At 65.2% G+C, this 26,495-nt stretch carries 19 protein-coding genes; 11 read left to right on the forward strand and 8 right to left on the reverse strand.

Annotated features, from left to right (window positions below; translation table 11 throughout):
• Window positions 1–17: 17 nt before the first annotated feature.
• Window positions 18–1,013 carry a response regulator gene (locus JANGC3_RS0123120; RefSeq protein ID WP_017878861.1) on the reverse strand — a complete coding sequence of 332 codons (996 nt, stop codon included), beginning with the start codon at window positions 1,011–1,013 and terminating at the stop codon, window positions 18–20.
• A gap of 8 nt (window positions 1,014–1,021) precedes the next feature.
• A complete protein-coding gene (locus JANGC3_RS0123125; RefSeq protein WP_017878862.1) occupies window positions 1,022–2,293 on the reverse strand; it encodes a sensor histidine kinase in 1,272 nt (423 codons plus the stop codon).
• A 183-nt stretch (window positions 2,294–2,476) separates the two neighbouring features.
• On the opposite strand from JANGC3_RS0123125, the gene cqsA reads away from it, so the two are divergent.
• The 4 genes from cqsA to JANGC3_RS0123145 all read left to right on the forward strand — a co-directional run bounded on the left by cqsA (window position 2,477) and on the right by JANGC3_RS0123145 (window position 7,726).
• Window positions 2,477–3,730 (forward strand): alpha-hydroxyketone-type quorum-sensing autoinducer synthase, encoded by a 1,254-nt coding sequence (cqsA, locus tag JANGC3_RS0123130; protein ID WP_017878863.1) that lies wholly within the window; start codon window positions 2,477–2,479, stop codon window positions 3,728–3,730.
• Between the two features lie 95 nt (window positions 3,731–3,825).
• Entirely contained in the window at window positions 3,826–4,224 is a 399-nt protein-coding gene (locus JANGC3_RS0123135) for a group II truncated hemoglobin (RefSeq protein WP_026133393.1), read from the forward strand.
• A 22-nt stretch (window positions 4,225–4,246) separates the two neighbouring features.
• Complete coding sequence (gene rmuC, locus JANGC3_RS0123140; RefSeq protein ID WP_017878865.1) at window positions 4,247–5,641, forward strand: DNA recombination protein RmuC; 1,395 nt, start codon at window positions 4,247–4,249, stop codon at window positions 5,639–5,641.
• Between the two features lie 54 nt (window positions 5,642–5,695).
• Window positions 5,696–7,726 (forward strand): acyl CoA:acetate/3-ketoacid CoA transferase, encoded by a 2,031-nt coding sequence (locus JANGC3_RS0123145; protein WP_017878866.1) that lies wholly within the window; start codon window positions 5,696–5,698, stop codon window positions 7,724–7,726.
• Window positions 7,727–7,776: 50 nt separating this feature from the next.
• Here the strand turns inward: JANGC3_RS0123145 and JANGC3_RS29920 are convergent, their stop codons facing one another.
• The 5 genes from JANGC3_RS29920 to JANGC3_RS0123170 form a co-directional block, all read right to left on the reverse strand.
• Window positions 7,777–8,625 carry an MHFG family PEP-CTERM protein gene (locus JANGC3_RS29920; protein ID WP_051068342.1) on the reverse strand — a complete coding sequence of 283 codons (849 nt, stop codon included), beginning with the start codon at window positions 8,623–8,625 and terminating at the stop codon, window positions 7,777–7,779.
• Window positions 8,626–9,003: 378 nt separating this feature from the next.
• Window positions 9,004–10,902, reverse strand: a complete 1,899-nt coding sequence (gene moeA, locus JANGC3_RS0123155) for a molybdopterin molybdotransferase MoeA (RefSeq protein WP_017878867.1) — start codon at window positions 10,900–10,902, stop codon at window positions 9,004–9,006.
• A 56-nt stretch (window positions 10,903–10,958) separates the two neighbouring features.
• Window positions 10,959–12,068 (reverse strand): GTP 3',8-cyclase MoaA, encoded by a 1,110-nt coding sequence (gene moaA, locus JANGC3_RS0123160; protein WP_017878868.1) that lies wholly within the window; start codon window positions 12,066–12,068, stop codon window positions 10,959–10,961.
• A gap of 32 nt (window positions 12,069–12,100) precedes the next feature.
• Complete coding sequence (gene chrA, locus JANGC3_RS0123165; RefSeq protein WP_017878869.1) at window positions 12,101–13,435, reverse strand: chromate efflux transporter; 1,335 nt, start codon at window positions 13,433–13,435, stop codon at window positions 12,101–12,103.
• A gap of 187 nt (window positions 13,436–13,622) precedes the next feature.
• Window positions 13,623–16,655 carry an Rne/Rng family ribonuclease gene (locus JANGC3_RS0123170; RefSeq protein ID WP_017878870.1) on the reverse strand — a complete coding sequence of 1,011 codons (3,033 nt, stop codon included), beginning with the start codon at window positions 16,653–16,655 and terminating at the stop codon, window positions 13,623–13,625.
• Between the two features lie 683 nt (window positions 16,656–17,338).
• Here JANGC3_RS0123170 and JANGC3_RS0123175 point away from each other — a divergent pair.
• The 4 genes from JANGC3_RS0123175 to JANGC3_RS0123190 all read left to right on the forward strand — a co-directional run bounded on the left by JANGC3_RS0123175 (window position 17,339) and on the right by JANGC3_RS0123190 (window position 20,654).
• Window positions 17,339–18,337: an RluA family pseudouridine synthase gene (locus JANGC3_RS0123175; RefSeq protein WP_035787915.1), complete on the forward strand. Its 999-nt coding sequence runs from the start codon at window positions 17,339–17,341 to the stop codon at window positions 18,335–18,337.
• Window positions 18,338–18,583: 246 nt separating this feature from the next.
• Window positions 18,584–19,243: an HAD-IIIA family hydrolase gene (locus tag JANGC3_RS0123180; protein WP_026133396.1), complete on the forward strand. Its 660-nt coding sequence runs from the start codon at window positions 18,584–18,586 to the stop codon at window positions 19,241–19,243.
• Window positions 19,243–19,623 carry a Rieske (2Fe-2S) protein gene (locus JANGC3_RS0123185; RefSeq protein WP_017878873.1) on the forward strand — a complete coding sequence of 127 codons (381 nt, stop codon included), beginning with the start codon at window positions 19,243–19,245 and terminating at the stop codon, window positions 19,621–19,623. Before JANGC3_RS0123180 ends, JANGC3_RS0123185 begins: the two co-directional genes overlap by 1 nt.
• Window positions 19,624–19,655: 32 nt before the next feature.
• Window positions 19,656–20,654 carry a S49 family peptidase gene (locus JANGC3_RS0123190; protein WP_017878874.1) on the forward strand — a complete coding sequence of 333 codons (999 nt, stop codon included), beginning with the start codon at window positions 19,656–19,658 and terminating at the stop codon, window positions 20,652–20,654.
• Window positions 20,655–20,927: 273 nt separating this feature from the next.
• On the opposite strand, the gene JANGC3_RS29925 is transcribed toward JANGC3_RS0123190, so the two are convergent.
• A complete protein-coding gene (locus JANGC3_RS29925) occupies window positions 20,928–21,287 on the reverse strand; it encodes a hypothetical protein (RefSeq protein ID WP_017878875.1) in 360 nt (119 codons plus the stop codon).
• Between the two features lie 269 nt (window positions 21,288–21,556).
• Between JANGC3_RS29925 and JANGC3_RS0123200 the strand changes: the two genes are divergently transcribed.
• The 3 genes from JANGC3_RS0123200 (at window position 21,557) to JANGC3_RS33945 (ending at window position 26,446) form a co-directional block, all read left to right on the forward strand.
• Window positions 21,557–22,273, forward strand: a complete 717-nt coding sequence (locus JANGC3_RS0123200) for a pseudouridine synthase (RefSeq protein WP_017878876.1) — start codon at window positions 21,557–21,559, stop codon at window positions 22,271–22,273.
• 68 nt (window positions 22,274–22,341) lie between these two features.
• A complete protein-coding gene (locus JANGC3_RS0123205) occupies window positions 22,342–23,340 on the forward strand; it encodes a fumarylacetoacetate hydrolase family protein (RefSeq protein ID WP_017878877.1) in 999 nt (332 codons plus the stop codon).
• 544 nt (window positions 23,341–23,884) lie between these two features.
• Window positions 23,885–26,446 carry a polysaccharide biosynthesis/export family protein gene (locus JANGC3_RS33945; protein WP_232429757.1) on the forward strand — a complete coding sequence of 854 codons (2,562 nt, stop codon included), beginning with the start codon at window positions 23,885–23,887 and terminating at the stop codon, window positions 26,444–26,446.
• Window positions 26,447–26,495 lie beyond the last annotated feature (49 nt).

Genomic DNA, 26,495 nt, shown 5'->3' on the forward strand with positions numbered 1-26,495 from the left:
TTGACGTTGGCGCCGCCTCACGCGCCGCCGTGCTCGCGCAGGTACTGCGCGTAGGGGAACACCGGCCGGTCGAAGTAGTGCGCCGGCAGGTCGAACAACGCCCAGAAATAGGTCTCGTCACCGCGGCAGACCTGCGGCGCGCAGCAGTAGCGGTACCAGTTGTCGCCGACGGCGGCGTGGTACATGCCGTCGCCGCCGGCGGCCGAAAAGAACGGCAGCACGCGCTGCTCCAGCAGGGCGCTCAGCAGCGAGGCCGGGGCGTCGCTGTCGCGGGCGATCTCGTACTGCGCGCGCATGCCCTTTTCGGTCTCGACGATCATCAGGCGGGCGTTGCCGTCGCGGTCGAAGAACAGGATGCCGGTCGGGTTCGGGAAGATGTAGTGCTCGACAAAGCCGTGCCGGGCGATCAGCGTGCCGACCACGGCCGCCAGCGCCGGGTCGCCGAGGAACTGGTAGTTGTGCAGCAGCAGCACGTCGCGCAGGGTTTCCGACTGTTCGGCGAAGAAGGCGGTTTGCAGCGCGCGGATTTCCAGTTCCAGCGTGTCGAGCGCGTCGTCCTCGCTTTTCTTGATGTAGCGGTCGATCAGGCCGCGGTTGAAGGCGGTGACGGCGATTTTTTCGTCGGCCGCGCCGGTAAATAGGATTTTTTTGCACGGCAGATCGCGCACCGCCTCGCAAAACTCGATGCCGTTCATCTGCGGCATCGAGTAATCGATGACCAGCACCGACGGCACCGAAAAACGCTCGGCGTGGCCGCTGATGCGGTAGATGCTCTCGATGTCGACGGCGACGTTGCAGTAGTCCGGCGGCAGGTTGGGCGCGTCGAAATTGACCTGCATCGGCGAGGCGCCGCAGCGCGGGCTCTGGCGCAGCCAGCCCAGCGCGGCGGTGGTGTCGTGGAAGGTCTTCCTGGCCAGCGCCGGGTCGAGCTGGAACGACAGGCTGCGCAGGAAGGAGTCGCTGTCGTCGATCAGCACGGTCAGGCTCGGGTGGGTGTAGACGGGCAGGTGCATACGTCGCCTTAATGGAGGCCGGGGGTGCCGGGGATGCCGGGGGTGCCGGGGGTGCGCGCCGGCGCGTTCAGGGGGAATTCCAGGACGAAGATCGCGTACGCCGTCTCGCGCGAGACGCAGCGGATGCGCGCCTGCCAGGCTTCGACGATTTCCTTGCACAGGGCCAGGCCGATGCCGGTGCCGTTGTGCGCCGGATACGAGTAGAAGCGCTGGAAAATCAAGGGCAGGTGGCGCGGCGCGATGCCGCAGCCGGTGTCGATGAATAGCAGCCGCGGCGTGCGGCGGGCGCCGTCGATGATGATGCGCACGCGGCCCTTGCCGGCGCGCTGCACCGCCTTGAGCGCGTTGCGCAGCAGGTTCAGCAGTATCACCACGGCCAGCTCGCTCTGGCCGGCGAACATGAAATTGCCGCGCACCTCGACCACCACCGAATTTTGCTGGAGCTGGCCGGCGAAGGGATAGCGCTTGATCACCGAGTCGACCGTCGCCGCCATCGAGACCGCCTCGTTCGGCTGCAGGTTGCGGTTGACCGCGCTGGCGCTGAGCAGGAACAGGTCGATCATGTGGTTCATGTGGCGCACTTCGAACTGGATCCGGGTCAGCGCCTCGTGGGCGCTGTCGCTGTTGACCTGGTCGTGCTGCAGCAAGCGGTTCAAGCCGCGGGCGTTGGCGTCGACGCTGGTGAGCGGGGTGCGCAACTCGTGCGCCACGGTCGCCAGTCCGGCGCCCAGTCCGGCCAGCTTTTCCTGCGCCAGCACGTTGCGCCCGACCTTGGCTACCGACAGCTCGGCGATGGTGAACCAGTGGATCGGCAACTGCTGCAGCACCGGCTTGCTCAGCAGCACCGCGCCCTCGCCGGCGATCAGCACGCCGACGCAGGCCAGCGCGGTGCCGACCGCGTAGGCGACGCCGGCCAGCGCCATGTCGAAGTGGAACAGCACGACCAGGCCGACCAGCAGCGTCTGGGTCCAGACCGCCGAGGCGTGGTTCATCAAGAACATGAAGGTGAAGAAGAAGGGGATCAGGTAGCTCAGCGCGACCAGCAGGAAGATGTCGAGTTCGCGCTTGCTGAAGCGGCGCGCGAACAGGCCGATCAGGCACAGGCCGATGCCGATGCAGCGCAGCACCACGTTTTCATAGGTCTGCGGTAAAAAATAACGCCACGTCACGTAGCAGGCGGGAATCGCGACGGCGCCGATCCAACACAGCAGCACCACGCGGGCGGCGGCGTATTCGTTGGCCCCCAGCAGGGAACGGACCAGGCCAAGCTGCCAATGCATCCATCGTTGTGGTCGTCGTCGGGTCATGGCGTCAGCTTGACTTTTATCAATATCGCATAGTCCATTGAATTGATGTGGAATAGGAAACTATCGGCACTGTAGTTGACATATATCAAGTCCCCGGTTTCCAGTGGCGTCAAGGTTTTGCCTTAGGTCACACAATCATCAGAATAAGGGGAAAAAATGTTATACGCTACCGCCGGCACCAGCGCCATTTCGGGCCGACCCGCCGCCGAGCACTGCCTGGGCGACTTCGTCGAGCGCCGCATGGACCAGCACCACGTCACGCGCATCGAAAAACTGCTGGGGGGCGAGCATCCGCACGCCTGGCAGCCGCCGCAGCCGGGGGCGATTTTCCTCGCCGGCAACGACTACCTGTGCCTGGGCGCGGAGCCGAGCCTGTTGCAGGCGCAGATGCGCAGCATGGCGGCGAACCAGGGCGAACTGCTGATGTCGGCGGTGTACCTGCAAAGCGGCAGCCCGCAGCACCGGCTCGAGCAAAAACTGGCGGCCTTCATGGGCGCCGAGGACGGCGTGCTGGCGCAGTCGGGCTGGGCCGCCAACGTCGGCCTGCTGCAAAGCATCGCCGGACCGGGCGTGCCGGTCTACCTCGACATGCAGGCGCACGCCTCGCTGTGGGAGGGGGTGCAATCGGCGCAGGCGCAGCCGGTGGCCTTCCTGCACAACGACATGGGGCATTTGCAGCGCCAGGTGGGCAAGCACGGCCGCGGCGTGATCGTCGTCGACGCGCTCTACAGCACCAACGGCAGCCTGGCGCCGCTGTTCGAGTTGCTCGACATCGCCGAACGCAGCGGCAGCATCGTCGTGGTCGACGAATCGCACTCGCTGGGCACGCACGGGCCGCAGGGGGCCGGGCTGGTGGCGCAGGCGGGGCTGTCGGAGCGGGTGCATTTCCGCACCGCCTCGCTGGCCAAGGCGTTCGCCGGGCGGGCCGGCTTTATCACCTGCTCGAGCCGCTTCAAGGGCTACTTCCTGTCGGAGTCGCGCCCGGCCATCTTCAGCTCCTGCCTGCTGGGGCACGAACTGGCGTGGTTCGACGCCGCGCTCGACTTCATCCGCGGCGCCGACGAGCGCCGCGCGGCGCTGCGCCGGCACACGCTGCGCATCCGCGCCGGCCTGCGCGCGCAGGGCTACAACGTCGACGACGGCAGCGAGCAAATCATCGCGCTGGAAGCGGGGCCGGAGCCGCGCACGCTGGCGCTGCGCAAGGCGCTGGAGCGGCACGGCATCTACGGCGCCATGTTCTGCGCGCCGGCGACGCCGAAAAACCGCTCGCTGGTGCGGCTGACGCTGAACGCCTGCCTGAGCGAGGCGGACATCGCGCAACTGCTGGCGGCGTGCGCGGCGATCCGCGACGAAACCGACCTCGGCAGTTGGTCCTCGACGCGCCGCATGGGCGGTCTGGCCCTGGTCTAAGCCGCCCGCCCGCGCGACAAGCCCAGCGGTGTAGCGAGCCGGGGGCGTTGACAGCGCCGTGGCGCGACCTGACTCCCGAGTGCGCTTGCGCTATGATGGCGGCTATGACTGAACCCATTTCCTTGTACCAAACGATAGGCGGCGAGTCCACGCTGCGCGCGATGGTGGACCGCTTTTATGATTTGATGGAGTTGGAGCCGGAGTTCGCCGGCATCCGCGCCATGCACCCGCCCGCCACCGACGGCTCGCGCGACAAGCTGTTCTGGTTTTTGACCGGCTGGATGGGCGGTCCCGACCTGTTCGTCGAGCGTTTCGGCCACCCGCGCCTGCGCGCCCGCCATATGCCGTTCGCCATCGGCACCAGCGAGCGCGACCAGTGGTTGCGCTGCATGGCCTGGGCCATGCAGGACGCCGGCATCGAGGAGTCGCTGCGGTTGCGCCTGATGGAGTCGTTCTTCCAGACCGCCGATTGGATGCGCAACAAACCCGACTGATGTGCTTTTACTTTTTTGAGTCATGACCCAAATCGAATTTTTCGCGCTGCTGGCGCTGGTGGCGGCCGGCGTCGCGCTGCAGGCGGCGCTGTGGTGGCGCGGCCGCGGCACCGGCGGCGGCGACGCTGCCGCCGCGGCCGCGACGCTGCTGCAATTGCAACAGTTGCAGCAGTCGCAGCAACTGAGCCTGGAGCGTATCGAGCGCGTCGAGCGCGAGGTGCGCATGCAGTTGCAGTCCTCGGCCCAGGCCACGCGCCAGGAGTTGAGCGCGGCGCTGGCGCAGTCGCACGCGGCCACGGTGCAGCAGCTCGACGGTATGCGCGCGCAAAGCCAGGCGCAGGCGCAGGGCGGGCGCGAGGAGCAGTCGGCCGGCCTGGCGCGCTTCGGCGAGGCGATGAACCAGGCGCTGCTGCATCTGACGCAGTCGAACGCGCAGCGCCTGCTGGAGGTGCGCGCCACGCTGGAGTCGAAGATCGGCGATTTACAGGCCGATAACGGCGCCCGCCTCGAAGAGATGCGCAAGACCGTCGACGAGAAGTTGCACGCGACCTTGGAGGCGCGCCTGAGCGAGTCGTTCCGCCAAGTGTCGGAACGGCTCGAACGGGTGCACCAGGGACTCGGCGAGATGCAGCAGCTGGCCATCGGCGTCGGCGACCTGAAGCGGGTGCTGACCAACGTTAAGACGCGCGGAACCTGGGGCGAGGTGCAACTGGAGATGTTGCTGGAGCAAGTACTCACCGTCGACCAGTACGCGAAAAACGTCGAAACCATTCCCGGCACCGGCGCGCGCGTCGAATTCGCCTTGAAGCTGCCGGGCGCCGTCGACGGCGGCGCGCCGGTGTGGATGCCGATCGACGCCAAGTTTCCCAAGGAGCAGTACGAGCGCCTGGTCGAGGCCGCCGAGCGCGCCGACGCCGACGGCGTGGCGCTGGCCGGCCGCGAACTGGAGCGCGCGGTGCGCGGCGAGGCCAAAACCATCGCCGAGAAGTACCTGTCGCCGCCGCACACCACCGACTTCGCCATCCTGTTCCTGCCCACCGAGGGCTTGTACGCCGAGGTGATGCGGCGCCCCGGCCTGGCCGACGAGTTGCAGCGCGTCAACCGGGTCAGCATTGCAGGGCCGTCGACGCTGTCGGCCCTGCTGAACAGCCTGCAAATGGGCTTTCGCACGCTGGCGCTGGAAAAACGCTCGTCCGAGGTGTGGCAGGTGTTGGGCGCGGTGAAGACGGAGTTCGGCAAATTCGGCGATGTCTTGAGCCAGACCAAGCTGGCGCTGGAACGCGCCGCTAAGAATATCGAGAGCGCGGAGGTGCGCAGCCGCCAGATGGCGCGTAAGCTGAAGTCGGTGGAAGCCTTGCCGAGCGAGGCCGCGCAACTGGTGCTGGGCCCGGACGTCGAGCTGGACGAGGCGCCGTAGGAGCCGCCCGCGCCACGGTAAAGTCGGCGTGGTTGAATTGTTTGAGGAGAAAACATGTCGTCTTCCAGCATCGCTCGCAGCATCGACTCGGCCGCCGCCGGCCTGCACAGCGGCGCCCAGCGCAACAAAATCGTCAGCGCCTTTGACGCGGTGCGGCTGATCCACGACGGCGACACCGTCGCCACCGGCGGTTTCGTCGGCATCGGTTTCGCCGAAAATATCGCGGTGGCGCTGGAGCAGCGCTTTTTGCAGTCCGGCGCCGAGTCGCAGGACGGCCTGGCGCATCCGCGCGAGCTGACGCTGGTGTATGCGGCCGGGCAGGGCGACGGCAAGGAGCGCGGCCTGAACCATCTGGCGCACGAGGGCCTGGTCCGCCGCGTCATCGGCGGCCACTGGGGCCTGGTGCCAAAGCTGCAGCGCCTGGCGATGGACGACAAGATCGAGGCCTACAACCTGCCGCAGGGGGTCATCAGCCATCTGTTCCGCGACATCGCCGGCGGCAAGCCGGGCCTGCTCTCCGAGGTCGGCCTGGGCACCTTCGTCGACCCGCGTTTCGGCGGCGGCAAGGTGAACGCCCGCACCACCGAGGAACTGGTCGAGCTGATCGTCCTGGGCGGCAAGGAATACCTGTTCTATAAGAGCATGCCTATCCATGTCGGCATCATCCGCGGCACCACGGCCGACGCCAACGGCAACGTGACGATGGAGCGCGAGGCGCTGACGCTGGAGGCGCTGGCCATCGCGATGGCGGCGCACAATTCGGGCGGCATCGTCATCGTCCAGGTCGAGCGCATCGCCGAGCGCGGCAGCCTGAACCCGCGCCAAGTGAAAATCCCCGGCATCTTGGTCGATTGCGTGGTGGTGGCGGAAAAGCCCGAATACCATATGCAAACCTTCGTCGAGCAGTACAGTCCGGCCTTTGCCAGCGAGCTGCGGGTGCCTTTGTCGAGCATTGCCCCGATGCCGCTGTGCGAGCGCAAGGTGATCGCCCGGCGCGCCTTGATGGAGTTGTACGCGAATAATGTGGTGAACCTCGGCATCGGCATGCCGGAGGGCGTCGCCGCCGTTGCCGCCGAGGAGAAGCTGCTCGATTTGCTGACGTTGACGGCGGAACCCGGCGTCATTGGCGGCATGCCGGCCGGCGGCCTGAATTTTGGCGCGGCCACCAACGCTGACGCCATCATCGACCAGCCCTACCAGTTCGACTTCTACGACGGCGGCGGGCTGGACGTGGCAATCCTCGGCCTGGCCCAGGCCGACGCCCTGGGCAACGTGAACGTCAGCAAGTTCGGACGCCGCCTGGCCGGCGCCGGCGGTTTCATCAATATCAGCCAGAACGCCAAGAAGGTGGTGTTTGTCGGCACCTTCACGGCCGACGGCCTGAAGCTGGCGGTGCAGGGCGGCCGCCTCGCCATCGTGCAGGAGGGCGCCTGCCGCAAGTTCATCGGCGAGGTCGAGCACCGCACCTATAGCGGCGCGCACGCCAGCGCGCGCGGCCAGACGGCCCTGTTCGTCACCGAGCGCTGCGTGTTCCGCCTGACGCCGCAGGGCTTGGAGCTGATCGAGATCGCGCCCGGCATTGAACTGGAGCGCGACATACTCAGCCAAATGGCCTTCGCGCCCGCCGTCAGTGCGACGCTAAAGCTGATGGATGCGCGCATTTTCGTCGACGATGGAATGGGTTTGCGCGCGGATATGCTCTCGCTGCCGCTGGAGCAACGGCTGGTGTACGACCCGCGCCAGGAGCTGTTCTTTGTCAATTTCGAGGGTTTCAACGTGGCCGACAGCGCCACCATCGCCGCTATCAGCACGCTGGTCGCGGCGCGCCTGGAGCTGCTCGGCAAAAAAGTGCCGGCCGTCGTCAACTACGACAATTTCACCATCCTGCCCGACGTGCTGGACGATTACATCGACATGGTGAACGGCCTGAGCGAGCGTTACTACAGCCGCGTGACGCGCTACACCCACAGCGCCTTCATGCGCGCCTACGTGGGCGAGGCGTTCCGGCGCCGCGACCGCGACCCTGCCTTGTACGCCAGCTCGGCCCAGGCGATGGCGCATTTGAAAGCGGCGCCGGAACGCTAAACGGCCCCCGCGGGGGCCGTTCCTTACACTCAAGCCGACGCGGGCGCTGCCTATGCCTTGCGGCTGCGGCGCGCAGCGAATCCCACGAATGCCAATCCGGCCAACAGCATGGCCCAGCTTGCCGGCTCTGGAACCGGGGTCAGGACGGCGGGAGGGACGCCACCACCCCCACCACCGCCACCGCCGCCACTGCTGACGGCGTTGCCGCCGCTAAACAGCGACAAGCCGCCCAGCGAGGTTGCCGCGGGGCCGAGACCGCCACCCGACACCATGCCGGGCAGATCGCCGGCGCCGCTGGCGACCTTGTTCGGCACGTCACTATGGGACACTGCCGAGCCGCTGTGCAATTCGTTAAACGAATTGCCTTCGGTTGCCGCGAAGGGTGGCGATACCTCGCCGGCCGGTGCGCCGCCTGCGCCGCCTGCGCCGCCTGCGCCGCCAGCGCCGCCAGCGCCTTGCGCCGTGGGCGCGCCGCGCGAGATCCGGCTGACGTTGCGGCAAATCGTTGGTACCAGAATGCAATGGCCCTGTTCGCAGTACACCAGGCCGCGTTCTTTCATGTCCGCAGTCCAACCGGCGCGCGACACTTGGCGGCAAACCCGGCCGGTGCCGAAGTGCATATCGCTGATGCGCGCGTCGTAGTTGTCGCGGCCGCTGATGGCGTCACGGCTGATGGTCACGAATTCGTCGAAGTTGCGGTCGCGCATGCGCTGTTTCAGGCGCTCGCGCACCGGGCCGGGAATGTCCTGGTAGCGGTCGACCGCTGCAACGACGTCGCCCATGAAGGGATTGACGCCGGGACGGTTCCAGTTGCAACTGTCAATGCGCTCGTCGGCCGGCGCCGCTTTTGCCTGGGCCGGCAGCGGCGCCAGCGACAAGGCGGTCGCGCACATCAGCATACCGACGATGCCGGAAATCCAGGCCAGTGGACGACGGGAAAAGGCTGATATTTTGTTGTTTGTCATTATTATTTTCACAAGTGAATGATCTAACCGGAATGCATGTTATCACGAGGGAAACTGATTTGGTAATAAAGAAAGATATTTGAGGGTAAATTTTGTTTCGCCGCAACGTTGATCCGGAATATTTTCAGGGTGGGAAGATAACGCTGGACATTTATTCCAGGTGTGCTGGGGAGTCGCTGGATCGGCGCGCCGTCAAAGAGCCGGCGTCAAGGCGAGTAGGTTAAACCCTGAGGCTCTGCCCCCAGGGTGACGCTCTTGGTTTGGCACCAGGGCAAGGAGGAGGGCGGCGGTGCCGCGCCGGCCGGACGGCGCCTAGACCAGGCCGTCGAACAGCATGACGTCGACCGCGTCGCCGGCGCCGACGTTGCCCTGCTCGTCGTGCAGCACGACCATGCAGTTCGCTTCGGACATCGAGCGCAGGATGCCGGAGCCTTGCGAACCGGTTACGCGCACCTCTTGCAGGCCGGCGGCGTCGAGGCCGAGGATGCCACGCTGGAATTCGGTGCGGCCCGGCCGTTTGCGGATCGGGTCGCGCGAGCGCACCCGCAGCAGCGGCGGCGGCGCGGCGTCGGCGCCCATCATGCGCAGCAGCGCGACGCGGGCGAAGAAATAGAAGGTCACCATGACGGCCACCGGGTTGCCGGGCAGGCCGAGCAGGAAGGCGCTGCGACCGTTCGAGCTGATCTGGCCGAACGCCATCGGCCGGCCGGGGCGCATGTCGATGCGCCAGAAGTCCACCTGGCCCAGCCTTGCCATGATCTGGCGCGTGTAGTCGGCTTCGCCGGAGGACACGCCGCCGGAGGTGATGACGGCGTCGGCGTTTTCGCAGGCGCTGCGCAGCGCCGCCTCCAGTGCCGCCGGCTGGTCCTGGACGATGCCCATGTCGATGACGTCGCAGCCGAGCCGGTTCAGCATGCCGAACAGCGTGTAGCGGTTGCTGTCGTAGACGCAGCCGGCGTCGAGCGGCTCGCCGATCGAGCGCAATTCGTCGCCGGTGGAGAAGAACGCCACCCGCAGGCGCCGCTGCACCGGCGCCTCGGCCACGCCGAGCGAGGCCAGCAGGCCCAATTCGGCCGGGCGGATGATCTTGCCTTTTTTCAGCGCCGGGCTGCCGGCCAGCAAATCCTCGCCCTTCAGGCGGCGGTTGTCGCCGGCGCGGATGGCGCCCGCCGGGATCGTCACGGCGGCGGCGTCGGCGTGGCTGACCAGTTCCTGCGGCACCACGCTGTCGCAGCCGGCCGGCATCACGGCCCCGGTCATGATGCGGGCGCACTGGCCGGGGCCGATGGCCAGCTCGGCCGGATGGCCGGCGTAGACGGTGGCGACGATGGCCAGCGTGGTGGGGCCGTCGGCGCGCAGGTCGGCGCCGCGCACGGCGTAGCCGTCCATCGCCGAATTGTCGTGCGCCGGCACGTTGATCGGCGAGATGATGTCGGCCGCCAGCACCCGGTCCAGCGCGCTGCGCAGCGCCACCTGCTCGCTCGAGCGGATTGGCGTGATGGCCGCCTCGATCAGGCGCTGGGCCGCGCGCACCGACAGCGCGGCGGCGCCGGGCTGGCCGGCGGGCGGCGCCGGCGTGGCGGCCTGGGCAGCGGCGGCCATTCCCGCCTCGGCGCTGCGCAATTGCTCCGGCGTGTTGATGTTGCGGAACGCCTCGGTCTGGTCGAAGCGCACCCGCGCCACCGCCAAGTCGCCATACCAGCCCTGCATGCGCCGTCCGCCGCCGTCCAGGTAGGCGCTGAGGGTCGGCAAGGCGCTGGTTTTCAGCAGGCAGAAGACGGCGTGGGTTTGCTCGTAGGCGGCGCCGTCGGGGTCGCTTTCCAGCGTGACGGCGACGGCCAGGTCGGCGTCCTCGGCCAGCAAGGCCGCGGCCAGCCGCGCCACCAGGTCGTCCGGCAAGAACGGCGAGTCGCAGGGCACACTGACCAAGAATTCGGTGTTGCAACGGCGCAAGCCGCTATGCAAGCCCGCCAGCGGCCCTTCAAAGCCGCCCAGCTCGTCCGGCCAGACCGGCACGCCCAGCGTTTCGTAGGTCGCCAGGTTCTGGTTGGCGTTGATGGCCAGCGCGCCGACCTGCGGCGCCAGCGTGCGCAGCACCTGCGCCGCCATGGTGGCGCCGCGCAGCGGCATCAAGCCCTTGTCGACGCGGCCCATGCGGGTGCCGCGTCCGCCGGCCAGGATCAGGCCGGTAATGTTATGCTTGTCGATCATTGTTTATCTATTATGAATGTCGTGCGCGACCACGGCGCCGGGTTGGCGCCGCGGCCTTAACCGCCGATATAAGACATTTCCACTTTTTTGCCGCCGCGTGCCAGGCCGCTGGTGTTGACGGTACGCAGCTCGGAATAGCGGTCGCCGCGGGCGCGCCACAGATGCGCCAGCACGGTCGAGATTTCAGCGTCGCTGCGGCCGCCGCGCAGCAGCGCGCGCAAGTCGTGGCCGCCGGTGGCGAACAGGCAGGTGTAGAGCTTGCCTTCGGTGGAGAGCCTGGCGCGCGTGCAGTCGGCGCAAAACGCCTGGGTGACGCTGGAAATGAGGCCGATTTCGCCGCCGCCGTCGCTGTAGCGCCAGCGCGCCGCGGTTTCGCCGGTGTAGTTGGCCTGGATCGGTTCGAGCGGCAGGTGTGCGCCGATGCGCCGCGCCACCTCGGCCGAGGCAATCACCTCGGCCAGGTTCCAGCCGTTGGAGGCGCCCACGTCCATGTACTCGATGAAGCGCAGGATGTAGGGCGTGCCCTTGAAATGGCGCGCCATCGGGACGATTTCCTGGTCGTTCATGCCGGCCTTGACGACCATGTTGATCTTGATCGGGCCGAGGCCGACCCGGTGGGCGACGTCGATGCCGTGCAGCACGTCGGCGACGGCGAAGTCGACGTCGTTCATGCGCTTGAAGGTGGCGTCGTCGAGCGAGTCGAGCGATACCGTCACCCTTTGCAGGCCGGCGTCCTTCAGCGACTGGGCTTTTTTGGCCAGCAGCGAGCCGTTGGTGGTCAAGGTCAGGTCGAGCGGCTGGCCGGAACGCGTCTTCAGCGCGGCGAGCATGCCGATCAGCTTTTCGATGTTTTTGCGCAGCAGCGGCTCGCCGCCGGTCAGGCGGATCTTTTCCACGCCGTGCGCCACGAACAGCGTGGCGATGCGGGTGATTTCCTCGAACGACAGCAGCGCGCCGTGCGGCAGGTAGGCGTGGTTCTTGTCGAACACCTCTTTGGGCATGCAGTAGACGCAGCGGAAGTTGCAACGGTCGGTGATGGAAATGCGCAGGTCGTGCAGCGGCCGGGCAAGCCGGTCCGTTACGCGGCCGTCGGGTGTTTCGAGCAGCGCGGGGACCGCCGGCGCCGTCTGGCGGCCGTCGGCGAGGATGATGATCTTTTCAGCCATGAATTCTCTGGTGCAATTACGTGGAAATACCGCTAAGACAGATACGATAGCACGAGGCCGGCGAAGGCACAGGCGAAGATCAATTTGATGGTGCCGACGCGGAAGCGGAACAAGGCCACGCAGGCGGCGGCGCTGATGGCGATGGCGGCCGGGTCCCAGTGCGGGCCCGGTGTTTCCAGCCAAAACACGTGCTGGCCGAAAAACAGCGCGAGGCTGACGATGACGCCGACCACGGCCGCCGAAATGGCCGTCAGCGGCGCCGTCAGGCGGATGTTGTCGCGGGTCGACTCGACCAGCGGCCCGCCGGCCAGGATGAAGATGAACGAGGGCAGGAGGGTGAAGAACGTGGCGACGCAGGCGCCCGCCGCGCCGGCCAGCGCCAGCTTGTCGCCGAATAAGGCGTGGGTCCAGGCGCCGACGTAGCCGACAAAGGCGACGATCATGATCAAAGGGCCTGGCGTGGTTTCGCCCAGCGCCAGGCCGTCTATCATCTGGGCGCCGCTGAGCCAATGGAAGGTGTCGACGCCGCCTTGGTAGACGTAGGGCAGCACGGCGTAGGCGCCGCCAAAGGTCATCATGGCCGCCTTGGTGAAGAACCAGCCCATCTGCGCCAGCGGGCTGGCGGCGCCGAAGACGGCCGCCAGCAGCAGCCAGGCGCCGGCGCCGAGGCCGGCGCCGGCCAGCGCCACCGCCAGCAGGCGGCGCCAGGCGAAGCGGGCGTGCGCCGGCGTCGGGCTGTCGTCGTCGATGATGGCCGGGCCATAGCTGGCGCGGGCGTGCGCATGGCCGCCGCCGATCTGGAACTGGCCGGGCCAGAAGCGGCCGCCGGCCAGGCCGATGGCGGCCGCGCCGAGCACGATCACCGGAAATGGCAGGCGCAGCACGGCGATGGACAGGAAGGCGGCGATGGCGATGGCGGCCAGCGTGGCGTTCTTGACGCTGCGGCTGGCGATGCGCCAGGCCGCCGCCAGTACGATGGCGACGACCGCCGGCTTGATGCCGTACAGCACGCCGGCGACCGCCGGCACGTTGCCGAAGGCCAGGTATATCCAGGACAGCAATATCAGAATGAGTAGCGAGGGCAGCACGAACAGCGCGCCGGCCATGACGCCGCCGCGGGTCTTGTGCATCAGCCAGCCGATGTAGATGGCCAGCTGGGTCGCCTCGGGGCCGGGCAGCAGCATGCAGTAGTTGAGCGCGTGCAGGAAGCGCTGCTCGGAAATCCAGCGGCGCCGCTCGACCAGTTCGGTGTGCATCAGCGCGATCTGGCCGGCCGGACCGCCGAAGCTGATGAAGCCCAGCTTCAGCCAATACCAGAAGGCGGTGCTCAGGCTGACGGCGGCGGGGCGATCGACGGGTGTGGCCATATTGGTGATTCGAAAAAGATTAGGAGATTAGTAGGAGATTAGGGGGCAGACCACGGAGATTAGGGGACAGACCACGATTTTCCCGCAATATTGCGGGAAAATCGTGGTCTGTCCCCGGTTGAAAAAAGGGGAAGCACTTGGCTTCCCCTTTTTTTAGAGCAACTGGAGGGGATGCAACCCGTTCAGTTTAATTGCGCTGGGTGTTGACTTGCACCAGCGGCTCATCGGCTTGCTGCGGCAGCGGCTTGCGCTCGCGTGGCTTGCGCACCGGAGCGACCGCGTTGGCGGCCGCTTCGCGTGCCGCCCGCAGTTTTTCCGGATCGGTGGCCGCCAGCGTCAGGCCGGCCGAACCGAGCACCGCGCTGATGTCGATGGTAGGCGCTGCCGCGACCGGCGCAGGGGCCGGGGTCGGGGTCGGGGCGACACGCGGTACCACCGGCGCAGGCGCAGGAGCAGGCGCAGGCGTTTCGGCTACAACGGCAATGGCTTCCACGACGACCGGAGCGGTAACTTCCAGCACTTCCGCTTCGACCACAGGCGCAGCTTCGACAGCGACAGCTTCCACGATGACGGCGGGCGCAACTTCCGGCGCCGCCACGGTTTCCTCTTTCGCTGCAACGACAGGCTCGGCGGCAGGGGCTGGGGCGGCAACTTCAGCCACCACGACCGGAGCGACCGCTTCGGCTACCGGAGCGGCCACTTCGGCTTCCGCAGTAACTTCCACTACCGGAGCGGCAACTTCAGCCGTCACGGCAGGTGCCGCCGCCTCGACTGCGGGCGCAGTCTGGGCGGGCACGTCGACAACTGGCGTCGCGTCGGCGGCGGCATCGTCTGCCGGCGCTACGCTGAAGCTGGCCACTGGCGCGGACTCTTGACCGTCGGTATCGGATGCCGACCCTTCAATCATTTCGCCCGTTTCGCGGTCGCGGCGGTTGCGGTTACGGCCACCGCGGCGGCGGCGGCGGCGCGGCTCTTCGCCGTCGACGTCGAGTTCTTCGCCGTCGGGACCGATGCTCGGCGCCGCTTTCAGCAGGTCGATGGCGGGCGCTTCTTGCTCCACTACCGGGCCGGTCGACGGCGCCGGCGCGGTGACGGCGGCAACGTTGACGCCCACTGCCAGCTCGTCAACCTTGACTTCGGCGACCGCGGCCTTGTCGGCGCGCGGTTCGCGCGGCGGACGGGGCGTACGCTCCGGACGTTCCGGACGCTCGGCGCGTTCGCGCGGCGCCGTCAGCTCGCCCGGCTCGCGCGCTTCGCGCGGTTCGCGCGGCGGACGCGGCGGACGCACCGGACGGGCCGCCTTGTCGGCGTCGTCGGCTTCCTTGGCCGCCACTTCCGGCTGGACGCGGGCCTGGCCTGGTTCGCGCTCGGTGCGCTCGCCCGGCTTGCCGTTGCGGTTGCGGCCGCGCGGGCCGCGGGCGTTGCGGTCGGCGTTGCGGTCGGTTGCCACGGCTGGCTTGGCGGCCAGCACGGCTGCCGGCGCTGCCACCGGCGCTTCCGGCTTGGCGCTGAAGAAGCTGATGATCTTGGCGATCAGTCCTTGCGGCGGCGGCGGCACGTACACCGGCACTGGCTTGACCACTTCGACCGGCTTGCGCTCGACCAACGGGGCCGGCTGGTCCGGGGTAATCGTCTTGACGACGGCTTCCTGGCGCGGCTTGGCTTCTTCCTTCTGGCGCTTGCTGTAGGCCATGTCGGTTTCGGCGCTCTCGGCCAGGTTGTAGCTCGCTTGCGCTTCTTCCAGGCGCGGATCGTCGTGCTTGATGCGTTCGAGCTTGTAGTGCGGCGTTTCCAGATGCTTGTTCGGGATCAGGATCACGGCGATGCGGTGGCGGTTCTCGATTTTCAAGACCTCGCCGCGCTTCTCGTTGAGCAGGAAGGCGCCGACGTCGACCGGCACCTGGACGTGGATCGTCGCCGAGTTTTCCTTCATCGCCTCTTCCTGGATGATGCGCAGCACCTGCAGGGCGGACGATTCGGTGTCGCGGATGTGGCCGGTGCCGGAGCAGCGCGGGCACGTCACATGGCTGCCTTCGGACAGCGAAGGGCGCAGGCGCTGGCGCGACAGTTCCATCAGGCCGAAGCGCGAGATTTTGCCCATCTGCACGCGGGCGCGGTCGTGGTGCAGCGCGTCTTTCAGGCGCTGCTCGACTTCGCGCTGGTTCTTCGCCACTTCCATGTCGATGAAGTCGATGACGATCAGGCCGCCCAAGTCGCGCAGGCGCAACTGGCGCGCCACTTCCTCGGCCGCTTCGCAGTTGGTGTTGAAGGCGGTCGTTTCAATGTCCGAGCCGCGGGTGGCGCGGGCCGAGTTGACGTCGACCGAGACCAGCGCCTCGGTGTGGTCGATGACGATGGCGCCGCCGGAAGGCAGGGGCACGGTGCGCGAGTACGCCGTTTCAATCTGGTGTTCGATCTGGAAGCGCGAGAACAGCGGCACGTCGTCGCTGTAGCGCTTGACGCGGTGCACCATGTCGGGCATCACGTGGCTCATGAACTGGTGCGCCTGCTCGTAGATGTCGTCGGTGTCGATCAGGATTTCGCCGATGTCGGGCTGGAAGTAGTCGCGGATCGCGCGGATCACCAGCGACGATTCCTGGTAGATCAGGAAGGCGCCGGAAGCCGATTTGCCGGCCCCTTCGATGGCGCGCCACAGTTGCATCAGGTAATTCAAGTCCCACTGCAGCTCGTCGACGTTGCGGCCGATGCCGGCGGTGCGGGCGATCACGGACATGCCGGCGGGCAGGTCCAGTTTGTCCATGGTTTCGCGCAGTTCCTGGCGCTCTTCGCCTTCGACGCGGCGCGACACGCCGCCGCCGCGCGGGTTGTTGGGCATCAAGACCAGATAGCGCCCGGCCAGCGAGACGAACGAGGTCAGGGCCGCGCCCTTGTTGCCGCGCTCTTCTTTTTCGACCTGGACCATGATTTCCTGGCCTTCGCGCAACGCTTCCTTGACGGAGGCGTTGCGCACGTCGACGCCTTCGCGGAAGTAGGTGCGGGCCACTTCCTTGAACGGCAGAAAGCCGTGGCGGTCTTCGCCGTAGCTGACGAAGCAGGCTTCCAGCGACGGTTCGATGCGGGTGATGACGCCCTTGTAGATGTTCGATTTGCGCTGTTCGCGCCCGGCCGTCTCGATATCGATGTCGATCAGTTTCTGACCGTCGACAATCGCTACGCGCAGCTCTTCTTGCTGCGTAGCGTTAAACAACATGCGTTTCATTTTTATTAACTCCGCGACCCGAAGGCCATCTCAATGCCGCTTCCTTGGAAGCGGCGAACATACACGGATATACGCGAGAATAGGAGTGGTTGTGGTGGGTATGCCCGGGCGTGCGGCGCAACAACGCGTGACGTTGCGGCCGCAACAGGGCGCAAATGACGTCGATCGACATGCCGAGTGCACGCATCACCTGCGACGCATCTGATGCCGCCGGGGTGGCCGGGGCATAGGGGGCAGGCGGTGGCAATTCAAGAGCCAAATCGTAGCCCGGCCTACATACTGCGATTGCGATGCCGAGGCCAAGCCTCAGCCTTTCATCGGCAACCCGCACTATGTAGACTTGCTACATGGGGTTTGGCGAAAACGGCAAGCGTTATCAACTTCATCAACCCGCCAGCACGGTTTACACAACCGGGCTGGCGGGTACTTATCCTTACAATCCAAACACTCTTATCCAGCACCCTGAGGCAATATCCGATTACAACAACGGTGCAACCTTGATTCGGTCAGGGCGGTGCGTATACATTTTTTCCACCGAATTTGCAATTTGGCGAGGCCGGTGGAGACGCCCCTGTGTAAAATGTGCTTTTATTGTTACACCAGCAGCAGCAATGAGCCACAGCAAAAACAATTATATATTCAAAATGAAGGACTTAGAGAGATTTTCTGGGAAGACAGAGCAAATGAAGATGCAAAACGATGTTGTTCCCCCTTCAAGCACGGTTCAGCCGCAAGCGCAGTTCGTCACGATCTCCGAAGAGGAGGCCGGGCAGAGGATAGACAATTACTTATTAAGGGTCTGCAAGGGCGTGCCGAAAAGCCACGTCTACCGTATTCTGCGCTCCGGCGAGGTGCGCGTGAACAAGGGCCGTATCGACCAGTTGTACCGCCTGGTGGAAGGCGACGTGGTGCGCATTCCGCCGGTGCGCATCGCCGAAAAACCGGCCGGCGCGGCGGCGGCGCCGCCGGCCGAGTTCAAGATTATTTTCGAGGACGCCCACCTGTTGGTGATCGACAAGCCGGCCGGCGTGGCCGTGCACGGCGGCTCCGGCGTCTCGTTCGGCGTCATCGAGCAGTTGCGCGCGTCGCGTCCGGACGCCAAGTTCCTGGAACTGGTGCACCGGCTCGACCGCGACACCTCGGGCCTGCTGTTGCTGGCCAAGAAGCGTTCGGCGCTGACCAACCTGCACGAGCAGATGCGCGACGGCCTGACCGACAAGCGCTACCTGGTGCTGGTGCACGGCGACTGGAAAAACGCGCGCCAGCACATCAAGCTGCCCTTGCACAAGTATACGACGGCCGAGGGCGAGCGCCGGGTGGCGGTGCAGGCCGACGGCCTGGCGTCCCACACGGTGTTTAGCTTGTTGCATAAATATACCCAATTCGCGCTACTGGAGGCGGAGCTGAAAACCGGCCGCACCCACCAGATCCGGGTACATCTGTCATCGTCGGGCTTTGCCATCGCCGGCGACGACAAGTACGGCGATTTCGCGCTCAACCGCGCGCTGCTGAAGGCCGACGCCACGCGCGGCGCGCTCAAGCGGATGTTCCTGCACGCGCATCAAATCACCTTCACGCACCCGGAAACGGGTAAGAACGTGACCTTAAACGCGCCATTGGCCGCCGAATGCGAGCGTTTCTTGGTAAGCTTGGGGAAACCGCTGGCAAATGTCGCGCGCTGAGCTTGGCGCGGGATGTTGTAGGTCGGCTTGGCCCAAAGGACGTAAGCCGCCAACGTTGGCCCGCAGCAGCGCGTCCCGCTTCGGCCAACATTGTCGAATTACGCTACGCTAATCCGACCTGGGACATGCCACCTCAACGCTATCAGGGTGCCGCGGCGGCGTTGAAGGAAAGCAGTGAGCCGACCACCTGCGATAACCGGGGCCTACATATATATAAGGAGCCGGTGGCGACAGCCACCGGAAGACATGGCAAGAAAGCAATTTGATCTGATCGTCTTCGATTGGGATGGCACGTTGATGGATAGCACCTCAACAATCGTGAAATGCATCCAGGCCTCGGCCAAGGACCTGGGCTTGCCGGTGCCGCGCGACGCCGCCGCCTCGCACGTGATCGGGCTGGGCTTGCTGGAGGCGATGCAGGCGGTGATGCCGGACATCGACCCGAAATTCCATCCGCGCATGGTGGAGCGCTACCGCTACCACTTCCTGTCGCGCGACCACGAGCTGACGCTCTTCCCGGGCGTGCAGGAAATGCTGCAAGAGTTGTCGCAGCAAGCCTACTTCCTGGCGGTGGCCACCGGCAAGAGCCGGGTTGGCTTGAACCGCTCGCTGAACGCCGTCAAGCTGCTGTCGATGTTCGACGCCACCCGCTGCGCCGACGAAACTTTTTCCAAGCCGCATCCGGCCATGCTGCTTGAACTGACGCGCGAGCTGGGCCAGGACATCAAGCGCACCGTGATGATCGGCGACACCAGCCACGACCTGCTGATGGCCAACAACGCCGGCGCGGCCGCGGTCGCGGTGCAGTACGGCGCCCATCCTGTGGCCCAGCTCGACGCCTGCGCGCCGATGTACTCGGCGGCGACGGTGGCGCAGTTGCACGACTGGCTCAACGAGAACGCGTGATGCCCCCGGACGCGATCGACGAGGTGCTGATCTGCGCGGCCGACGCCGTGCTCGAGGGCGGCAAGGGCGTGCGTTTCGCGCTCACCGTCGGCGGCGAGGAGGGCACCGGCTTCGTGGTGCGCTACGGCGGCACCGCCTACGCCTACCTGAACCGCTGCGCCCACGTGCCCATCGAGCTGGACTGGAACGAGGGCGATTTCTTCGAATCCAGCGGCTTGTACCTGATGTGTTCCACCCATGGCGCGATTTACGTGCCGGAGAGCGGCCGCTGCGCCGGCGGCCCTTGCAAGGGCGGGCGGCTGCGGCCGATCCCGCTGCGCGAGCATGACGGCCAGTTGTACTGGCAGCCGGACGACTACCTCAGGCCGGCGCGCGCCTGAGCGCCACACCCCACAATGAAGCGAAACGAGATATGAGCGAAAACACGAATACAGACCTGACCGGCGCCGCGTCGGCCGCCAAAGCGGCCGGCGGCGCCAACTGGGAGCGCGAGGTGCTGGAGAAACTGGTGTTCGCCACCTTGCAGGAACAGCGCGCGCACCGCCGCTGGGGTATTTTCTTCAAATTGTCCATGCTGGCCACCCTGGTGTTCGGCCTGCTGGTCTACTTCGATTTCAGCATAAGCGGCGCGGAAGAGGCCCTGGGCCGGCACACCGCGCTGATCGACATCGACGGCGCCATCGAATCCGAGGGCAGCGGCTCGGCCGCGGTGGTGATCCCGGCGCTGGACAAGGCCTTCTCCGACGCCGGCTCGGTCGCGGTGGTGCTGCACATTAATAGCCCGGGCGGCAGCCCGGTGCAGGCCGGCATGATCGTCGACGAAATTCTGCGCCTGCGCAAAGGCTACCCGGCCAAGCCGCTGTACGTGGTGGTCGACGAGATGTGCGCCTCGGGCGGCTACTATATTGCCGCGGCGGCCGATAAAATTTATGTCAACAAGGCCAGCGTGGTCGGTTCGATCGGCGTGCTGATGGACGGTTTCGGCTTCGCCGGCGTGATGGAGAAGGTCGGCGTCGAGCGGCGCCTGCTGACGGCCGGCGCCAACAAGGGCTTCATGGACCCGTTCACGCCGATGAGCGACAAGCACAAGGCTTACGCCCAGGTGATGCTCGATGAAATCCACCAGCAATTCATCGGCGTGGTGCGCGCCGGCCGCGGCAAGCGCCTCAAGGAAACCCCGGAAACCTTCTCCGGGCTGTTCTGGAGCGGCGCCAAAGCCGTCGAGATGGGCTTGGCCGACGGTTTCGGCACCGTCGACACGGTCGCGCGCGACATCGTCAAGGCCGAGGACATCGTCGACTACACCCAGCACGAAGGCTTGCCCGAGCGGGTGCTGAAAAAATTCGGCGCGGCGATGGGGGCGGGCGCGGCGAAGGCGGCGGTGCACGCCACCCAGCCCGTATTTCGTTGACGCAGGCGGGAAATTTGATGGGGACTATCCGAATTTCTCTTGATAATTCCCGTGCTTGGACTATATTGATACAGTAGTTCTTTTCAAGGGGGCCGATATAAATCGTTTATTTTGTTGTCCGCAAAAAAACTTGATGTTTCAACGGAACTACTCACTGCATCGTTGATGCGGCATTAGAGAGAATTTAGATTCCTCGCAAGAGTCCCGCAATGGGGCTTGAGAACGGCGGCGCAATGCCGCCGTTTTCATGTGCGCGCACGGTTCACATGTCGCTCAGGCGGCGCAGGCGCCCGCGAGGGTGCCGGGCAGCGCCTTGGCGCGCCAGCGCCGCGGCGCGGCTGCCGGCGCGGCGGCGTCGGCCGGCGCCGTCTCCGGCGCCGTCTCCGGCGCGCTCTCCCGCTCCGGCTCGGTTTGGCTGAATCCGCCGGCCGCCAGCCATAGCGCGAAGTTGTTCTGGGCCGCCGCGTGCCAGCGCGACTGCGGCGAGCCGCTGAGCATTTCGCATTGGCAATAGCCGTTGCTCCAGCGGGCCAGCGCCAGGTGCATGGCGTGCATGGCTGACTGCTCGGCCGCCAGTTGCAAGTGTTGCGCCTTGCTGGCCTGGTTCAAGTCGGGGGTGTCGATGTGCGGCATACGGTCTCCTCGTGAGATACCACTCTGGTAGTTCTGAACGTCTACCTTGTTTCCTAAAGTCGTTAGGCCGATTCCTAATCGAGTTTCAGTGTATCAATAGGACTTGCTTCTGATTTGATATAAGTCAATTGAACTGATGAGCCGGACGTCAAAAAGACCTTGCAAAGAGCGCGTCCGTGTACGCGACATGTTTGCCTGACACGGCGTGCCGGGCGCCGCGTCGCGGCCGCCCGCTTCACTGTCGCTGCCGCATCTGTTAAAGTCTCGGCATGAGTAAATTATCCCTAGACCGCATCCTGCAATCGCAGGGTTTCGGCACACGAAAATACTGCCGCTCCCTGATCGAGGACGGCGAAGTGAGCATCGCCGGCGCCACGCCGGACAACTACCGCAGCACCTTCGACACCGCCGGCCTGGTGCTCAAGGTTTTCGACGAAGAGTGGGTCTACCGCGAGCACCTGTACCTGGCGCTGCACAAGCCGGCCAATGTCGAATGCTCGCGCAAGCCCAGCCACCACCCCGGCGTGCTGACGTTGCTGCCGGAGCAGTTCACCTGGCGCGAAGTGCAGCCGGTTGGCCGGCTCGACCACGACACCACCGGCATGCTGCTGATGTCGGACGACGGCCCCTTCATCCACGCGCAGTCGTCGCCGAAGCGCCACGTGCCGAAGATTTACCAGGCCACCACGCAGGAACTGGTGACGGCGGAACTGGTGGCGATGCTGCTGGCCGGCGTGCAACTGCACGACGAACCGGCGCCGCTGGCGGCGCTGGTGTGCGAGCGGCGCGGCGAGCGCCAAATTGAAATCGTGCTTGAGCAGGGTAAATACCACCAGGTCAAGCGCATGCTGGCGGCGGCCGGCAACCATTGCGTATCGCTGCACCGTTCGGCGATTGGCGCCCTGACGCTGGAGTCGCTCGGCATTGCCGAGGGCGAATGGTGCTATCTGAACGCCGAGCAACTGGCGCTGCTGGCACCGGCCTGATTTCCTGGGCGGGCCGGCAACGCCGGCAAAACACCTCGCGTCCCGCCATCCTTTTCGCTGATTCCCACATGAAACTTGCAACACTCAACGACGGCACGCGCGACGGCCAACTGGCCGTCGTCGCGCGCGATTTGAAAACCGCGCACCTGGCCGACGGCATCGCGCCGACGCTGCAGGCGGCGCTGGACGACTGGGGCTTCATCGCGCCCCAGCTCGACGCGCTGTCCCAGTTGCTCAACCAGGGCCGCGGCCAGCGCAGCTTCGAGTTCGACGCCGGCAACTGCATGGCGCCGCTGCCGCGCGCCTTCCAATGGGTCGGCGCGACGGCCTATCCGCACCGCCTGGAACTGGCCTGCAAGGCGCGCGGCGTCGACGCGCCCGAGTCGCTGCGCAGCGAGGCCGTGATGCAGCAGGGCGGCGCCGACGACTTCCTCGGTCCGCGTCAGGATATTATGCTGGCTTACGAGCAGTGGGGCGTCGACTTCGGCGCCGGCCTGGCCGTCATCACCGACGACGTGCCGATGGGGGCGACGCCGGACCATGCGCACCAGCACATCAAGCTGCTGGTGCTGGTCAACGAGGTGGCGCTGCGCAACCTCGCCGAGGACGAGCTGGCCCGCGGCGGCGGCTTGCTGCAGGCACGGCCGGCGGCCGGTTTCGCGCCGGTGGCGCTGACGCCGGACGAGCTGGGCGACGCCTGGAAGGGCGGCAAGGCGCACCTGCCGCTGCGCACCCACTGGAACGGCAAGCTGGTTGGCCAGCCGCACGCCGGCGTCGACATGGTGTTTAATTTCCCGCAACTGATCGCGCACCTGTGCCGTACGCGCAATGTGCGCGCCGGCAGCATCGTCGGTTCCGGCGTGGTGGCGAACAAGGACGCCCGCCGCGGCTACGGCTGCATCGCCGACAAGCGTAACCTTGAGCTGGCCGCCGACGGCGTCGCCGCCACCCCGTTCATGCTGTTCGGCGACAGCGTCAAGATCGAGATGCTGGGCGAGGACGGCAAGTCGCTGTTCGGCGCGATTGAGCAGACCTTGAAGCAGATAGAGGCGCGCAGGGCACGCTGACGAGGCAGTCGCTATCGTGTCGCCGGCGGCACCGGCTATCGGCTCGATACCGGCGATGGCGGGTCGGGGCGGCAGCTTTTGGCTAGCTTGGCAGGCATTTGTGTCGCATGCGCAACATGTACACTGGCGGCGGCGTCGCCTGCGTAGTCAGCCTGTTGCGCCGGCGTCGATGCGCGTCAAGCGGGGACGGCGTGCCTTTTTGTTTACAACGTCCATTGTCGCGCGCCGTCGGAAGCCTGTTTTTCCAGTGCTGAGCGGTGCGTTTGTTGTTGTTATCCCGTTCTCGCCAGATACGGATAGTAGCTGCCGGGAGGCTTACTTCGTGGTAGAATCGCGGCCTCCTTTCTGGCAGTTTTGGCGGGTTTGACGGGCGGCCCGAGGGTGAATGGCCGCCGCGACGCGCCGCCTAAAATCAATGCCGGCGAGCGCGTGTTTTCGAGCGTTTGCCTTGCTCAAAAATATTTCGTCCTTGCTGGAAAGCCGCGTAATATATATCGACGATACGTACTGCTGACGCGGTTTTTTTGACTAATAGAATTCACCCATGCGCCAAATTTCCCGTTGTGCACTGGCTTTTACTTTGGCCATAACTAATGTTGCTTTTGCTCAAGATGTAATCAATAAGGGAGACTTGCCAGATCCTCGCAGTAGCGTTGACCAGAATCCGGTAAGCGTGGGCGACGTTCCAGTGTCGCAAGGGCAAATGCCCGGCAAAACGCGCATCAGTAATGCACTCTCAACTTCCACGGACGTCAATGGCGCATCAAAGGCGCAACCATTGAACAATCGGGATGTCATGCAGCAGCAGGTGGTGGCGGGCGCGAGTCAGCGTCCGAACGTGCCGAGCGAATTCCAAAAATTCCTGTTTGATAGCACAGGTAAAAACCTGCCCATCTTCGGACTCGAGTTTTTCGCCAATGCGCCGTCCACGTTCGCGCCCATTCTCAATTCGCCCGTTCCCGCCGAGTATCCTTTAGGGCCTGGCGACGAGTTGCTCATTCGCGCATGGGGTTCGATCGACATTGATTTCCGCGCCACCATTGATCGCAATGGCACGATCACTATCCCGACCATCGGCTCGGTTGTGCTGGGGGGGGTCAAGTCTGGTGACGCCGAGGGCGTGGTGCGCGCGGCGGTGGCCAAGCTGTACAAGAGCGTGACGGTTAACGTGAACTTCGGCCAATTGCGCGCGATTACCGTCTACGTCGTCGGTCAAGCAAGCCGGCCGGGCACGTACACGGTGTCGAGCCTGTCGACGCTGGTGACGGCACTGTTCGCCAGTGGCGGCCCGAACGCCAACGGCAGCCTGCGCCGGGTTCAAGTCAAGCGGGCTGGCAAAGTGGTGGCGGAGCTGGATCTGTATGCCTTCATCGCCAAGGGTGATAAGTCGGCCGACATCAAGCTGCAGGACGGCGATACTATCTATATACCGCCGTCGAAGGGTTACGTGGCGCTGATTGGTAAATTGAACACGCCGTCCATTTATGAATTGCGCACCGGCAGCGACACCGTCGAGTCCATGCTCGATTTCGCCGGCGGCTTGCCGATCGTGGCCGATCCGCGCCGCGCCTTCCTTGAGCGGATCGATCCGAGGAAAGTGCAGCCGCGTAGCGTCGAACAATTCGCTTTGACGTCCGATGGCCTTAAAAAAGTGATGAAAAATGGCGATGTCCTCCACATCACCTCGATCACGCCTGATTTTTCGAATGCGGTGGTGTTGCGCGGTAACGTGGATCAAGCCGTGCGCGCGCCGTTCCAAGAGGGCATGCGTGTCAGCGACTTGATTCCGAGCCGGGATTATCTGATTACCCGCGGCTCGACCCAGCGCCAGAACAGCGCCGTGCTGTCGGATAATAGTGGTAATGCCATGAATAATAGCAGCCCCGATTACGCCAACGCCGGCAACAATAACAACAGTAATAACAACAATAATTACAACAATAATTACAACAATAATTACAACAATAATTACAACAATAACGGTGGCAACGCTTACCGCGGCAATAGCGTCGGCAACGAAAGTGGCGCCAGCCGCGACGGCGGCAACGGTAACTATCCGTCCAATAGCGGTCGCAGAGAGCGTCAGAACAGCAGTAACATCGCCGCGCGCATTGGCGGTTTGATGGACGAGATCAATTGGGATTATGCGGTTATCGAGCGTATCAACCGCGCCGACTTGAGCGTGAGTCTGATTCCTTTTAATTTGGGCAAGGTATTTTCCGACCCCGCTAGTTCGGACAATGTGCAGTTACAGCCGGGCGATACGGTGACGGTCTTCTCGCAGCAGGACGTGGTGGTGCCGATCGACAAGCGGCGCGTGTTTGTCCGCGTCGAAGGCGAGGTCAATGTGCCGGGCGTGTATCAAATGACGCCGGGCGAGAACCTGCAGTCGCTGCTGGAGCGGGCGGGTGGTCCGACCTCGAACGCTTATCTGTTCGGTACCGAGTTCTATCGCGAACAGGTGCGCAAAGAACAAGAAATCAACTTGGAAAAAGCTGCCAACCGGCTTGAAACGCAGTTGCGGGCCGAACAGTCGAAAACGATAGCCAACGTGCGCGCCACCAACGCCGCCGACGCCCAAGTCGCCGAAAGCCGCCGCCAGGCCGACTTGCTGAGCGCGCGTGATACGGTGGCCCGCTTCCGCCAATTGAAGCCGACCGGCCGCATTGCGTTCGGCTTGGATCCGAAGGAGCGCGCGTTTAGCGCGTTACCGCAGCTGAAGCTGGAAAACGGCGACAAGCTGGTGGTGCCGCCGAAGCCGGATTTTGTCCATGTTTTCGGTGCCGTCAACGCCGAGGCGTCGGCGCTGTGGCGTCCCGGCACGCCGGTGAGTAAGTATTTACGGACGGCGGGCCTGACCGCCGACGCCGACGCCGACAATATATTCATCATCCGGCTCGACGGCAGCGTGGTGGCGGGCGATTCGGCCGGCTGGCTCTCGCGCGGCGTGTCCAGTATGGATGCCATGCCGGGCGACACCATCGTGGTGCCCGAAAAACTCGACAAAGAGACCGGCTGGACTCGGTTCACGATGGGGGTGCGCGAGTGGACGCAGATTTTCGCCAACTTCGGTTTGGGCGCGGCGGCCATCAAAGTTTTGAAATAGTCCGAGGGGGGGGCGGCGGCGACGCGATGCACCGGCCCAGGAAAGTAGT

This window comes from Janthinobacterium sp. CG3, from assembly GCF_000344615.1.
GTDB lineage: Bacteria > Pseudomonadota > Gammaproteobacteria > Burkholderiales > Burkholderiaceae_D > Janthinobacterium.

What these genes read in the sequence shown, in the direction of transcription:
- rmuC (WP_017878865.1), top strand. Translation starts at nt 4,247, where the DNA reads ATGACCCAAATCGAATTTTTCGCGCTGCTGGCGCTGGTGGCGGCCGGC.
- JANGC3_RS0123190 (WP_017878874.1), top strand. Translation starts at nt 19,656, where the DNA reads ATGAGCGAAAACACGAATACAGACCTGACCGGCGCCGCGTCGGCCGCC.
- JANGC3_RS29925 (WP_017878875.1), bottom strand. Translation starts at nt 21,287, where the DNA reads ATGCCGCACATCGACACCCCCGACTTGAACCAGGCCAGCAAGGCGCAA.
- chrA (WP_017878869.1), bottom strand. Translation starts at nt 13,435, where the DNA reads ATGGCCACACCCGTCGATCGCCCCGCCGCCGTCAGCCTGAGCACCGCC.
- JANGC3_RS0123200 (WP_017878876.1), top strand. Translation starts at nt 21,557, where the DNA reads ATGAGTAAATTATCCCTAGACCGCATCCTGCAATCGCAGGGTTTCGGC.
- cqsA (WP_017878863.1), top strand. Translation starts at nt 2,477, where the DNA reads ATGTTATACGCTACCGCCGGCACCAGCGCCATTTCGGGCCGACCCGCC.
- moaA (WP_017878868.1), bottom strand. Translation starts at nt 12,068, where the DNA reads ATGGCTGAAAAGATCATCATCCTCGCCGACGGCCGCCAGACGGCGCCG.
- JANGC3_RS0123125 (WP_017878862.1), bottom strand. Translation starts at nt 2,293, where the DNA reads ATGCATTGGCAGCTTGGCCTGGTCCGTTCCCTGCTGGGGGCCAACGAA.
- JANGC3_RS33945 (WP_232429757.1), top strand. Translation starts at nt 23,885, where the DNA reads ATGCGCCAAATTTCCCGTTGTGCACTGGCTTTTACTTTGGCCATAACT.
- JANGC3_RS0123170 (WP_017878870.1), bottom strand. Translation starts at nt 16,655, where the DNA reads ATGAAACGCATGTTGTTTAACGCTACGCAGCAAGAAGAGCTGCGCGTA.
- moeA (WP_017878867.1), bottom strand. Translation starts at nt 10,902, where the DNA reads ATGATCGACAAGCATAACATTACCGGCCTGATCCTGGCCGGCGGACGC.
- JANGC3_RS0123175 (WP_035787915.1), top strand. Translation starts at nt 17,339, where the DNA reads ATGAAGATGCAAAACGATGTTGTTCCCCCTTCAAGCACGGTTCAGCCG.
- JANGC3_RS0123185 (WP_017878873.1), top strand. Translation starts at nt 19,243, where the DNA reads ATGCCCCCGGACGCGATCGACGAGGTGCTGATCTGCGCGGCCGACGCC.
- JANGC3_RS29920 (WP_051068342.1), bottom strand. Translation starts at nt 8,625, where the DNA reads ATGCTGATGTGCGCGACCGCCTTGTCGCTGGCGCCGCTGCCGGCCCAG.
- JANGC3_RS0123145 (WP_017878866.1), top strand. Translation starts at nt 5,696, where the DNA reads ATGTCGTCTTCCAGCATCGCTCGCAGCATCGACTCGGCCGCCGCCGGC.
- JANGC3_RS0123205 (WP_017878877.1), top strand. Translation starts at nt 22,342, where the DNA reads ATGAAACTTGCAACACTCAACGACGGCACGCGCGACGGCCAACTGGCC.
- JANGC3_RS0123120 (WP_017878861.1), bottom strand. Translation starts at nt 1,013, where the DNA reads ATGCACCTGCCCGTCTACACCCACCCGAGCCTGACCGTGCTGATCGAC.
- JANGC3_RS0123135 (WP_026133393.1), top strand. Translation starts at nt 3,826, where the DNA reads ATGGCGGCTATGACTGAACCCATTTCCTTGTACCAAACGATAGGCGGC.
- JANGC3_RS0123180 (WP_026133396.1), top strand. Translation starts at nt 18,584, where the DNA reads ATGGCAAGAAAGCAATTTGATCTGATCGTCTTCGATTGGGATGGCACG.